The following is a 12,635-nucleotide window of genomic DNA, read 5'->3' as shown; positions in this document are numbered from 1 at the left end:
CATTTAGTTTTTCAACACTATGTAAAGAAGTTTTTCTTTACCTACTGTTCATAATCGATACAATTTATTTTTCAGAATTAAAGTTAGCGTGGTGGATTTTACCATATGAAATTTTTAAATCCTTTTAGACATTTACCGGCAATAGGTAGTTGTCTTTTTTTATTTCTATTTTCAATACTATGATATACCTTCCCTACTGAAACCGCTCCAAGCAAATCTAAAGACTTCTCTACATTTCTTTATTTCAAATTGATTTAGCCCCATAAATAATTGACTTATCATTTATCCAATGCTATATTTACTAACGCAGTAATTTACTAAATTACTAAATATAAATGAATAAGGAGTTTTAACAAATGAAAATACCTACGCATTTAAAACATAAACCAGTAATTGTGGCTGAAAACTACGCCAATATTGATGGACGTACTGCCTATCATACTGATGCACAGGGCCTATCACTTGGCTTAGCTCAATGGAACGATCGAGGGAAGGTTGATATTTCTGCCAAGGTGTGGCGTCATACTGGTGGTAAATGGTCTCGCCAATCGGAGGAACTTCCTCTTCATCGTGTACTTGACCTCGCTATTTTAGTGTGTGAAGCCCAGCTTTATTTTAAGGATGCTTATCGCTATGAAAATTTATATGATGAAAGCAACCCAGTACTTAAACGTGTTGGCTTACAAGGTGATGCCATGACAGTGGAAGTATGCACAGAAAATGAACAAATTAATGAGGATATTCAGCTCTTTCAACAAGCATTGAGTGATAATGGTGAACTTATTGGAGAACGTTTACGCACACTATCACGTATTTTAAAGGATATGGGCTATTAATGTCATGACTTAAGGAGATAACATAATGAACGAACAGCTACTACAAGATGATAAAAAACTACAAAAATCTTTCTTCAACTTTTTAATTCCTGTTATGCTAGCGAATGTCTTGCAATCATTAGGACAGGTATTTGGAATGTTTATTGTTGGACGCAATTTAGGTGTCGATGCACTAGCAGCAATTTCTGCATTTTTTCCATTTTTCTTCTTTTTAATGGCATTTGCGATTGGCATTGGCTCAGGGAGCTCAATTTTGGTTGGGCAAACTTACGGAGCTGGCAATCATGAGAAAATGAAGGAGGTTGTCGGGGTAACCCTCGCCTTTACGACAATATTATCAATTGCTGTTGCCATTTTCGGAGGCTTTTTCATTGAATGGATTTTACGCTTTATGCAAACACCCGCCAACATATTAGAGCAGAGCATTAGTTATGCCCAAATATTATTTTTCACACTTCCAATTATGTTTTGGTATTTTGTGTATACAACCTTTATGCGCGGTGTTGGCGATTCAAAAACACCCTTTTTATTTTTAGTCATCAGTGTAGTTTTAAATATCGCATTTCTTCCTCCGTTAGTATTTGGTTGGTTAGGACTGCCTAAGTTTGGCTTAAATGGCGCTGCCTATGCTTCTGTTTTATCCAATCTTGTAACGATGCTATTATTACTAGGATACCTGCACAAAACAAAGCATTTACTGCGTTTAGACAAATCAATTTTAAAGCATTTCAAATTAAAGAAAGGCATCTTAGTTTCCTTATTAAAACTAGCGATTCCATCAAGTATTAGTATGGTGGCAATTTCTGTAGCGGAAATTGCAGTTATTGGCTTTGTAAATGTCTATGGCTCAGATGCTACTGCTGCCTATGGTGTGGTTAATCAGGTAGCCAGCTATGCACAAGTACCAGCGATGAGTATAGCGATTGCAACCTCAGTATTTGTTGCCCAAGCTCTTGGTGCAAACTCTACGGAAATGATCAAAAAAATTCGTCTCTTAGGTGTGCGTATTAACTATATTTTAGGCGGCGCCATTATTTTAATCATGTATTTATTTGCGGAGCCTATCCTATCTTTATTTATAGATTCACATAATACTGTGCTAATTGCTAAGGATTATTTATATATCACATTTTGGAGCTATTTAATTTTTGGACATACACAAACAGTTTCAGCTACGATGAGGGCTACAGGAGTAGTTTTATGGCCAACCATCTTCTTAGTTATTGCCATTTGGGTTGTTGAGGTGCCATTAGCGTTTATACTATCACACCACACTTCACTCGAATTAAATGGTGTCTGGTTAGCCTACCCTGTTACCTTCTGCGTACATTTTGTGCTACAGTATGCATACTTCAAGCTAGGCTGGCAAAAACGAACTTTAAAAGCAATGCTAAGCGATTAATCCAATATTCACCATATCCTATCAAGAAAAATGAAAAACCAGGGCTCCATATGAGTCCCTGGTTTGTTTGACAATGTACACGACTAGGCTTACTCTTCCCAGAACAATTCATCCAGGGTTTTATTTAATGTTTTACATATGGCAATACATAAATTTAAAGTCGGATTATATTTACCTAATTCAATTAAACCAATTGTTTGGCGAGTAACACCTACTATTTCCGCCAACTCTCCCTGTGAAAGATCATGCTCTGTTCGAGCCATTTTCAAACGTATGTTTTTCACACTTTTCACCACTTGCTATCTTTCTCTTCTAAAATATGTTGCACGACTTTATCACTCTTCTTTTTAGCAGCTGCATACATCAACATTAAAAATCCTGCAAAAAATAGTGCATACATAAACAATGAAACAAAGAATACAAGAAAGAAAAAATAGATGGCTTCTTGAGTACTATCTGCGTAGTTAAATGCACTGTTAATACCTAAAATAATGGCAAAAAACATGCCCATCGCAACACCAAGTATAATATATTTAGTACTTAATTTAACTTTATGCTTACTATCGTGTAGCTCCACTTCATCAGTAAAAATGCCAAGAAAAGCCGATCTTATAAAATAATAAATAGATGTGATTAAAATAATGAGCCATTCTGTTGTTACATTTTGTAAGGACATTTCCATTGTCGTAAATTTATATAGGATGGATATTATGCAGGCAATAATAACAATCACATAGATTTCTTTATAGATTTTGTTTTGCAGGTTTTTCACACGTTCATCCAAATGTTTCGAGTTCCAAATCATTTTAATTCCCCTCCCCTATTTTATAATTCTATTATACATTATATTCGTCATTATGCAATATATACATTGCAATAAGATTATTATAATTAACTTTTCAAGAAATTTCTTAAAATAGCCTGTAGCAAACTCCAATGACTTATACAATTACTTCAACAAAAAAACAAGTGATTACGGCCAGCGATTTTTACCAACGCCGACATATTTTGTACCATTGAGTTTACCACTGAATGACAGATTTTTTACCTCCTGTATAATTAGTAAACATATCTGATTTTATGACTTTTTTATTTAAGATTGACGTTTGACAAATCACTTGCTAATATATTAGACATCTAACATATTAGCAGGTGATTATTTGTCCTTATATGAACAGGTTAAGCGTATTAATGAAGCAGAATATATGATAAACCGTTTGATATATAAACATTATAAGCAATATCTAAATAGCGGCATTACAACACAACAAGCAGTTGTATTAGATATTGTGTATTTAGCAAAACGTATTACGGTGGGTGAAATTGCGATTGAAATGAATATTAGCTCTAGTGCAGTTAGCCAATTAATAGCGAAGTTGGAAAAGAATAAATATATCAGACGAGAAATTAATCTACAAAATCGCCGTGAAGTATTTATAACGTTAGCTGAAAATGGATTAGAGTATTTTTCGAAGCAAGATTATGTTGAACAGCAGATCGCAGATAAAATTTACAGCAAACTTTCATCAAAAGAGTTAGACGAATTAGAACGCATTGTTGGAAAATTAAAGGGGATAGCGATGAAGGAATTATAAAATTTCTTCATATCTAATATGTTAGATATCTAATTTATTTAGGAGGTTAACAAGTGGAAGATTTACTTAAAAACATCTCGTTTAATGGTGCAGTTTATTATGAGAAACATGGACAAATCCAGCAGTATTATCTTGGTTATCAAGATATCTCAGAGCAACATCCTATTTCTAGAAATTCACAATTTAATCTAGCGTCGTTAAGTAAAATGTATACAGCAGTAATGACATTTCAGCTAATTGAGAAAGGACAGCTACAATTAGAAGATAAAATTTCAAAATGGTTTAACGTACCTCATTTTGCAAATGTAACAGTTGCACACTTACTTACACACACATCTGGTATTCCAGAATATATTACAGAAGATTTTATAATAAGTGTTGAAACATTTGTTGAAATGGCACTACCACAACATACACAGAATGAGCATTGGTCTTATAGCAATACGAATTATGTTTTACTTGCTAAAATTATTGAAAAAGTCAGCGGCTCATCGTATGAAACATGTTTACAACAATATATTGCAAGACCATTAAATCTGACTAGTACAACAACACAGCCTAAAAAACAATACGAAGCACAAGGTCATATGTATGATTATGAGGAGCAACGATATAAAAAGGCAAATAATGACCCATATTTCAACAAAAGTGAAAAATTTAATAATGTATATGGTGACGGTGGTATTTATGCAACAGTGGCAGAGGTAGCAATGTTTTTAAAAGCATTTTTGCAAGGTCAGTACATTAGCAAAGAGAGTATGAAATCCATGTTAACATCAATAGAAATCGCTGAGCATTATAGTTATGGTTTTATCATTCAAGGTGACTGGGTTGGTCATACAGGTGGATGGTTCGGTTGTTCAGCGCAAGCTTTTATTCATACATCCACAAAGGATATTGTTGTTTTAGCAACGAATCAAGAAGTGTTCCCTCAATATGAACAAGAAATTATGAATTACATAATGGGAATACAATATTCTGTAGACGCACCAAAACATTTAGAAATTTTATCGCTCTCTAATGAGGATGATATTACAGGTCAATATGAATTAGCAGATGAACTTAACACAAGATTTACAATCATAAAGGATAGACAATTTATGATTTCATTTGAACATCAGTTGTCTGTGCCGCTTTATAAAATAGATGAATCGTATTATTGGGTACGCAATACGATGAGTTATGTAGATGTTGAGAATCAATTATTTATCGATGAAGGAGTTGAACTACCTTATCAAAAGGTTAATTGATATAGTCATAAAAGTTGTCCCTGTATTAAAGAGCATTTATTAGAACTACGGGTTAATTCGATTTGTAATCAAACCAAATTCTATGCCAAAAACAAGAGATGTTTTTTATGATCCATTATCGAAAAAACCTTGTTTTTCATAATAAGGTGCTGTACCCAAAAAGTTAGATTATTGACTCTAACTTTTTGGGTACTTTGTTAGTGAACATTTTTACTGACCTCATTAATGTACATATTTATCACCTCAATACCATAGAAAAAAATGCCACTGATTATTATTTGAATGTAAATATAACTCTACGACTTATTCAAATCGAACATTTTCTGAAAACTCCTCAATTTTACTCCAGTTGATAATTTGAATCATTTCTTCTTTCCGCTGAATAATTCCTGCATCTGACCACTGCTTTAATACCCGATTTAAATGTCTTTTTGTTGTACCTATAAGTGAAGCCACCTCATCCAGTGTGTTTGTCATAATATATTCCTTAAAAAGTGAAGTCGATTCAATTGTACATAAATATGCAGCTAAACGTGTAGAAACAGAGGAAAGAGCGTTCACTCTAGAGGATATCGTGCATGTCCGAAGTTTATATGCCAGCTCTTGTAAAAGTAATTGTGTAAATGCACTATCATATTTTAAATGTTGTTCATAAAGAGCATAAGGTACAAATAGCAAATGACATGTCTCTGCAGCTATACAATTAGACTGAATCAAGCAGTTTTGAAAGATTTCAACATCCCCCATAATGGCAGGCTTTTGGCAGTATCTTAATAACAATTCCTTCCCTGTGATTTCAGGACTAGAAACATAATATTTCCCTTCTAATAAAAAATAGAGACCCGTGATAGCTTCTCCCACTTTTAAAATATAGTCATTTGAGTCATACCTACGGATTTCTACATTCTTTTTGAACTCCCTTTGAAAAGTATAACCATAAATTTGAGTAAATGTTTCGAACTGCATTGTTACCTCCGGGACATCTGTCCTTCTAAATATTTTTACTATACATTATACTCGAACCAGGAGCTGATGATATGAAATTTGTATTTGATATTGATGGAACTATTTGTTTCGATGGAAAAACAATTGATGTGTCTATTTGTGAAGTTTTCGATGAATTATTAAAAGCTAAGCATGAAATTGTCTTTGCTTCTGCCAGACCTATTCGTGATCTACTACCAGTCTTACCTGAGCAGTTTCGCCAATTGCCCATGGTTGGCGGAAACGGAGCTTTCACGTTTGAATGTGGGAATATTCAAGTAGAATATTTTAAAAATGATATTTTACAACAGCTTTTCGCTTGTATTCGCTCAAATCAATTAACTTATTTAGCTGATAGTGATTGGGATTATGCGTTTACAGGAGATACCAACCACCCAGTTTACATACATATTGATAAAACAAGAGCTAAGAATCGTGATATTGCTGAATTGCAACAAATATGTAAGCTGATCCTGTTTCACCCAACAGAAGAGGTGCTACATGAGATATTAAAATTACCTGTTTCAGTTGTAACATATAAAAATGAACATGCAATTGATATTAGTCCACTTGGTGTGAATAAAGTGAAGGGGCTTCATAAATTAAAGATTGATGAATTTATTGCGTTTGGAAATGACAGTAATGATCAATGTTTATTTGAACATGCCATTCATAGTGTTTGCATTGGAAATCATGATGTCCAAGACTATGCTACTGAAACGATTAATAGAGCAGAAATTCCTGCTACAATAAGAAAAATCATGAAAAAATTAGAGGAGTAGACACTATAATCTGAAGATGGCATCCAGTTAGCAAAGAAGCAATGACCTCCTATCAAAATCTATAGGAGGTCATTGCATGTAAGATTAATTGAATAAGATATTTTGAAGATTTTGAGCATTTTCTTTATCTAACCTTCCATAGCCTTCACCTTCTTTATTACTAATAATTGTTACGATATCATTTTCTTCAAACCAAATTTTATATTCATTAAGTCGTTCAGGCATATTTTCATCATATGTATAAAAGGCAATAACTAAAGCATCTTCTTTTTTTGCCATAATTGCTTCTGTTTGAGGTTCCCACCTCACATTATCTAAAGATTGTTCTACAAAATTTATCTTTTCTTTATCGGCAATTATCTGAATGTCTTCATAGTTTCCTTCTTCATTTACTTTTTGAACATCTATTCTTGTTAGTTGGTCTTCTTTATCAGAACATGCTGAAAGGATTATTCCTAAAAGCCCTACTAAAATCATACCTCTAAATTTTTTCATTCTCAAACCACCCCTGCATATATAATGATTTTTTTATCAGCCACACGGAATTGATGGGACATTTAGTTTTGTGTTTGTACTAAGCTAAATAGCGCTGGAATATTCAATACAATAAAGTGGGTTTATGTCCTTTTTTTCTAAATTGACTTAGGAATAATCATTCAGTTTTTAAGTTAATTATAATAGTATCTCTTTCCTAGTATCTTATTTCCATCTCCTTAAATATTCAACCCAACCTGAATAAAATACGGAACAAAAAATACTATTGCACTAAAGTGATATGACTATGCTATCAAAATAATTTTATACTGATTACATTACTTCATGAATGCCTTTCTAATAGAATTTAAGTAAAAATTGTTTCCTTATTGCTTTTAAACAATGTATTTACACTCTTCTATATCCTTTGTATTAGAATAAAATAAGAATATAGTCTTTATTGTGAATTAAAAATATAAGCTAATTGTCTATTTTTTATTATAAAATAATGTGATACATTTATATCCATGAAAAGGAAATTTTATCTTAAGAAGAGGTAGATAGTCGTTGGTTACTCTAGAAAAAAGCACTGCATTATTCAATCAAAAGTATAACATCGAAGAGATTAGAAATGCTTATGAAAATGCCTTTAACAAGATTAAACAAGATGTGTCTGAAAGGAATAATACTATGAATATCACGATTGAAGATGTCCATACAAAAGAAGCGATAACTGCTGTTAGAAAAACAATTGAATTAATCGGGAAAATTAAATCTATTGATCATAGATATATAAATGAAATATACGGCTATGAAACAGCATTTAATGGAGTAAATGGTCGAATAGTTGTAAAGGGTGGATTCTCTTCTGGTTATCAAGGTGAAGGTCCCCAGGGGCTAAAAAGGATCCTCGCAGAACTGGGAGTTAATGAGAGGAAAATTGAAGAATACGTAAATAGTGTGCAAAAGAAATTTACATTATTTATATAAAAGCCGAGAACAAAACTTGAATCAGTAATGATAGTATTGCTTAAGTCCACTTACATATATCACCAGTGTCCTATCTCCATCTAATGTTTTTGTTGATTCGCACCTTGCGTCAGCCCCAAGAACCGCCACCAATAATACTCGAATCAAATCAATTAACCCATTTGGCAGCCAACAAACGAAATAGTGAAGGATCTCATTATTTCTAATGGGGTAACTGTATCTGCAACAACATTGGAACTTCAGGAACAGTTCGAGGATTAAATTGTTCATCGAGCTGTTCCATTGCTAAAATAGACGTTTTTTCTTCCTACTAACTAAATCCTAAAAAAGATAGATCTTTTAGGGTTCAGCACACTATACTTGAACTAAATCAACTGCCTAGTGAAACAGAATCTATCTTAGAATCACTTCATTATCAGTTGATTTTGACAGCAAAGAATAAACTTCAGTTCTTACTTAATTTTAAAATAGCAATATCATAGATTTTAAATAAAAGCTTAATTGTAGCGAATCCAGCTAAGATTAAAATAACCATGTAAGTGGAAAAATAAATTATACCTTTAAAATCAATGACCACAGGCCGGTTGACAAATGCAATAGCAATTACAAAAGCCAAAATAAAAAAATTATTATCTAAAAGCTTCATTAAGTACCCCTCCTTAGGTAGACCAATTAAATACTTTGCAATAGTTCATTTACTAAAAAACAAGATATGGCATTATTCATAGCCGTCTCTATTGTTCAAATAGCTATTATTGTCAAGCCAAATTACAGCCTACCATTACCACATCTTACAATTCAAAGGTAATCTATCACCACTTTTGATGTTATCTGTTTCTGCTCTATTAGTCCTTCTAACCCTTGATATAAGATTTATGAAAATCTCTTTATAAATCAAAGCTGCCATTAGAAAAAGCTATCACATAATGAATTACTCAAAAGCCGTTATCTAAGCTAAACTAATCATTATAAAGTAGATTATTACCATCAAGATCAATACAATTAAAAAGTAAGATATCCAAACAATATGTCTATTAGAAGGTATAAACGCTTCATTTAATATTTGTTTTCTCTTGGCAGAATAATTAATTGTAGCTGTGAAAATAATTAATAATCCAAATAGACATGCCAACAAACCAATGATTGCTGATAAAAAATCCACCCAAAAATTCCGAACAGTCCCAATAGCAAAGTGTAAACTTGTTGCTAAGAAAGCAACACCTAAAATTGAAATTGCTGTTCTAATCCACGCTAAATATGTTCTTTCATTGGCTAAATGTTGCTGGGCATACTTTAATTGCTTACTTCCTACTTCTTGTTCTAGCGGGTTATTTGACATCTATAACACCTACTACCTCTTTAAAGTCATGTTTATATATAAATATACTTACACTTTCACTAGCGTCGAGTGAATTTTAATTAAATTTTATGTTTTTTTTATTTTAACAAAGATACTAAAGCAGACGTAGTAAACATTCATTTTTTACTATAACCTTTGGCAAGGGTGACAAATTTATGGTACAGCTTTCCCTGCAATTTTTTCGAGTCCTTATATATGCTGGTTTCCAAGGTGCAGCTTTAAGTATCAACTGAATTCAAGAGCTATTCGTATGGAACTGAGCCAGTTCATTTATACAATATACGATCCCGGCATGTATTTGAAAAACTAAATTGATACAAATAAAACTTGTTAATTTCAAGATGGTTGTTTTAAATATCTTCGGATAACCGATTGGCTTCATCGGTAAGTCCCATTTTATTCATTGCCTCCACCACCGTTTCAAGTAGTTCTAGATGTTCTTGCAATACAAAATTAAGCTGAATATCCCTAAATAATGCAAGTTTTGAAGCGACAGGTGCGGAATAAAGATAATTCTTCAAAAGCTCCAAATTGGGTTCAATGTGCTTTTGAATCTGGAATAGTGTTTGCTTATCACCCTTAAGAAGTGGAGCTATAACGCCCAGTCCATCCTGTGTTTGAATACATACTCTACTTTGCCTATCCAGTTCAATGCTTTTAACATATTCATACGAATTGTCAATAGTAGGTATTTCTAGATTCTCTATCAAAAGCTTTGTAACATTCTCTTGAACTAATTTATCATTTTCAGAAAGATGAAATGTACCTTCTTCTTCACTCCACGTTTTTTAATAGAAAAATAATCCACTTCACTTTCAAACTGGTTATAAAACAACTCACTGTCAGTCATGTTTACTCTTAAAAATTCACGTAAATTGTTAGCAACAATACGAGTTGGACGTTCAAAATCCATAGGACAAATGCAAACAATCCGTGCTGACTCAAGATTTGTTACAGAACTATAATCTGTCAGGAATCCAAAGTGAATACCATCTACACCAATATTTCCAAATACGACTACATCGCTAGGCGTATTAAAATATCTAAAGTTCTCAAGAGAAAGATAAAAACGAAGCCCAAGATAAATTTGTTCAGGGTCAGCTAGAACATTTTGAATGTCAATTAATTTTTGGAGTGTAGGTGGTACATTATATTTGCCGAAATTTTTATTCATTGAGTTAGCCCCTTGTGTTTTCCATAATCTTACCATAACACCATGATATCGCACCGTTAGCACAAGACTGATTGTCCTAAATGAACATTCTATAGTGAACCAACCTACTCAATATTTGATATAATTAAATCTTTTTTCATTTGAATTTACAAATACAATTACCTCTTTTTTATTTTTATCAATTCCTTTAATTACAAAATAAACAGGTGTTTTATCTTTTGCTTCATCAAAGGGGATATTGTCAAACTCCTTATCGCTTAAGTGTCTTAATTCAACATTATTGATTGTAGCTAGATTAAAATTATTTGTAGCTATTGCCTTAGCATCATCTGATGTCACACTAGCTCCTACCAAATCGCCATCTATCTCCTTACAACTGATTAAAACCAATATCGGTACTATTGTAATGAACAATATGATCATGTACCTCATTTTCTACCTCATCTCGAATTTATTCCTTTTTAACCAAAATGCACTAGTGACGTTCCATTTAGACAATTATTCCTTTGTCTTTAATTTAATTAATATTTTTTATTTGGATAATCCATAGAATTTGCTATTTCGATAAGTTCGTCAGATGTTACTTTATCAGAAACATCTTGATCAATACTAAACACATACTGCCAATTATCTCTTTCAAAGACCAACATATTAAATCCAAATTTCGGATTGTCTATATATGCTGCATCACTTCCATCTTTCAACTTAAACGCATTTGAAATATACTTTTCAAAAGGGATTTTATACTGAATTGGACGAACATCAATTTTAAAATGATTTTGAGGAAGTCGGTCATTTAGCATTGTTACTTCAAATGAACCATCAAAATCATTAAATCTTCCAAAATAATGAGTAAAACTTATTGGTGGTACTCTAAGTGGAAGCTTAAGTTCTTTTTTATAATGTTGTTCAAAATCTTTTAACGCAGATTCTACAGTTTTATATCCTATTTCAGGAAGAAATTCTTCAAGTGGTTGTGGGGAATCTTTTGATTTTGCATCTACAGTTTCATTAATGGGTATATAAATTAATAACAATAATAGTAAGAAAATGTTTTTGTTCAATTTTATCGCCCCTAAATCTTTTAGGAATATTTTCTCCAACAGAATAGAAAATATGCTTTTTATCCCCACGCCCTGTTTACTGATTTAAGTCCTATTTTTTAGATTAAATATCTTAGCAGTATTCTTCCATTTTTTTAATTTATTTCAATTTCACAATTACTAGGTAAACGAAATCAATCTTTTAATATGGCCAGCCATAAAACTCCTTTGTTCGTTAGTTGATTTATGTGGAAGGTGCTGATTTTATAACCTTTATAATTTTTTAAAACCAAAAGTTGAGATTTCTAGAACTTCAAATTAGTCAAAATCAAAAGGATTAAGCGAATATTTGTTAAAAATACCATATACATGCCCACAGTTATTACAAAAAGCAACATTAAACCACGGTTGTCCATCTTCAGACTCTTCATTACTATCTTCAGATACTATGTGTTCTAATCCCTCAATTTTACATTCAGGACATTTTGGTTTTGCCATAAAATTCTCTCCTTTCTCTGCATTAATTCGACAAAAGGAAAGGATTCCCTGCTAATTTACTAACTGTGACCATTTTCACGGATTGATCACATCATATTTGCTCCTACAAATACGACTCTTTTGATTATTCACAAATAACTAAATTGAACAGATTCGAACAAACAACCCAAAATTTAAGGAAGCAGGTTATACGATGGAAGAAATTAAGAAGCATTTGAGGAACTAATCAAACAAGGGAAACATTCCA

17 protein-coding genes are annotated in these 12,635 nt (G+C 32.3%); 6 read left to right on the top strand and 11 right to left on the bottom strand.

The annotated features are described in order from the left end of the window. Positions 1-356: 356 nt before the first annotated feature. Complete coding sequence (locus tag B2R82_RS20255) at positions 357-836, top strand: DUF6530 family protein (RefSeq protein ID WP_054771525.1); 480 nt, start codon at positions 357-359, stop codon at positions 834-836. A gap of 25 nt (positions 837-861) precedes the next feature. Further along, the gene (locus B2R82_RS20250; RefSeq protein WP_286926690.1) at positions 862-2,238 is read left to right on the top strand and encodes an MATE family efflux transporter; all 1,377 of its coding nucleotides are present in this window, start codon (positions 862-864) and stop codon (positions 2,236-2,238) included. An 89-nt stretch (positions 2,239-2,327) separates the two neighbouring features. Here B2R82_RS20250 and B2R82_RS20245 read toward each other — a convergent pair whose 3' ends face one another. Continuing rightward, positions 2,328-2,522, bottom strand: a complete 195-nt coding sequence (locus B2R82_RS20245) for a helix-turn-helix transcriptional regulator (protein ID WP_054771536.1) — start codon at positions 2,520-2,522, stop codon at positions 2,328-2,330. 5 nt (positions 2,523-2,527) lie between these two features. Further along, on the bottom strand, positions 2,528-3,043 hold the full coding sequence (locus B2R82_RS20240) for a DUF6773 family protein (protein WP_286926688.1): 516 nt from the start codon (positions 3,041-3,043) through the stop codon (positions 2,528-2,530). A gap of 355 nt (positions 3,044-3,398) precedes the next feature. Here B2R82_RS20240 and B2R82_RS20235 point away from each other — a divergent pair, with 355 nt between their 5' ends. Both B2R82_RS20235 and B2R82_RS20230 read left to right on the top strand, forming a co-directional pair. Next, entirely contained in the window at positions 3,399-3,833 is a 435-nt protein-coding gene (locus tag B2R82_RS20235; RefSeq protein ID WP_286926686.1) for a MarR family winged helix-turn-helix transcriptional regulator, read from the top strand. Positions 3,834-3,886: 53 nt separating this feature from the next. Then, entirely contained in the window at positions 3,887-5,083 is a 1,197-nt protein-coding gene (locus B2R82_RS20230; RefSeq protein WP_286926684.1) for a serine hydrolase domain-containing protein, read from the top strand. Positions 5,084-5,386: 303 nt separating this feature from the next. Here B2R82_RS20230 and B2R82_RS20225 read toward each other — a convergent pair whose 3' ends face one another. Further along, positions 5,387-6,049, bottom strand: a complete 663-nt coding sequence (locus tag B2R82_RS20225; RefSeq protein ID WP_286926682.1) for a Crp/Fnr family transcriptional regulator — start codon at positions 6,047-6,049, stop codon at positions 5,387-5,389. Between the two features lie 71 nt (positions 6,050-6,120). Here B2R82_RS20225 and B2R82_RS20220 point away from each other — a divergent pair, with 71 nt between their 5' ends. Continuing rightward, complete coding sequence (locus tag B2R82_RS20220; protein ID WP_286926680.1) at positions 6,121-6,849, top strand: HAD-IIB family hydrolase; 729 nt, start codon at positions 6,121-6,123, stop codon at positions 6,847-6,849. Between the two features lie 84 nt (positions 6,850-6,933). On the opposite strand, the gene B2R82_RS20215 is transcribed toward B2R82_RS20220, so the two are convergent. Further along, positions 6,934-7,344, bottom strand: a complete 411-nt coding sequence (locus B2R82_RS20215; protein ID WP_286926679.1) for a hypothetical protein — start codon at positions 7,342-7,344, stop codon at positions 6,934-6,936. Positions 7,345-7,890: 546 nt separating this feature from the next. Here B2R82_RS20215 and B2R82_RS20210 point away from each other — a divergent pair. Continuing rightward, positions 7,891-8,313: a hypothetical protein gene (locus B2R82_RS20210; RefSeq protein WP_286926677.1), complete on the top strand. Its 423-nt coding sequence runs from the start codon at positions 7,891-7,893 to the stop codon at positions 8,311-8,313. Positions 8,314-8,758: 445 nt separating this feature from the next. Here the strand turns inward: B2R82_RS20210 and B2R82_RS20205 are convergent, their stop codons facing one another. From B2R82_RS20205 to B2R82_RS20175, 7 genes are all read right to left on the bottom strand, one after another. After that, positions 8,759-8,959, bottom strand: a complete 201-nt coding sequence (locus B2R82_RS20205) for a hypothetical protein (protein WP_286926675.1) — start codon at positions 8,957-8,959, stop codon at positions 8,759-8,761. 303 nt (positions 8,960-9,262) lie between these two features. After that, positions 9,263-9,652, bottom strand: coding sequence for a YidH family protein (locus B2R82_RS20200; protein WP_286926673.1), 390 nt, complete (start codon positions 9,650-9,652; stop codon positions 9,263-9,265). A gap of 371 nt (positions 9,653-10,023) precedes the next feature. Further along, positions 10,024-10,383, bottom strand: a complete 360-nt coding sequence (locus B2R82_RS20195; protein ID WP_286926671.1) for a hypothetical protein — start codon at positions 10,381-10,383, stop codon at positions 10,024-10,026. 23 nt (positions 10,384-10,406) lie between these two features. Further along, positions 10,407-10,847 carry a hypothetical protein gene (locus tag B2R82_RS20190; protein ID WP_286926670.1) on the bottom strand — a complete coding sequence of 147 codons (441 nt, stop codon included), beginning with the start codon at positions 10,845-10,847 and terminating at the stop codon, positions 10,407-10,409. Between the two features lie 108 nt (positions 10,848-10,955). Then, positions 10,956-11,279, bottom strand: a complete 324-nt coding sequence (locus B2R82_RS20185) for a hypothetical protein (protein WP_286926669.1) — start codon at positions 11,277-11,279, stop codon at positions 10,956-10,958. An 89-nt stretch (positions 11,280-11,368) separates the two neighbouring features. After that, positions 11,369-11,911: a hypothetical protein gene (locus B2R82_RS20180; RefSeq protein ID WP_286926668.1), complete on the bottom strand. Its 543-nt coding sequence runs from the start codon at positions 11,909-11,911 to the stop codon at positions 11,369-11,371. A gap of 297 nt (positions 11,912-12,208) precedes the next feature. Beyond that, positions 12,209-12,388, bottom strand: coding sequence for a hypothetical protein (locus B2R82_RS20175; RefSeq protein WP_054771516.1), 180 nt, complete (start codon positions 12,386-12,388; stop codon positions 12,209-12,211). Positions 12,389-12,635: the final 247 nt, after the last annotated feature.

It is taken from the genome of Lysinibacillus sp. UBA6686 (assembly GCF_002455205.1).
Lineage (GTDB): Bacteria > Bacillota > Bacilli > Bacillales_A > Planococcaceae > Lysinibacillus > Lysinibacillus pakistanensis.
This window is presented reverse-complemented; position numbering and strand designations above follow the sequence as displayed.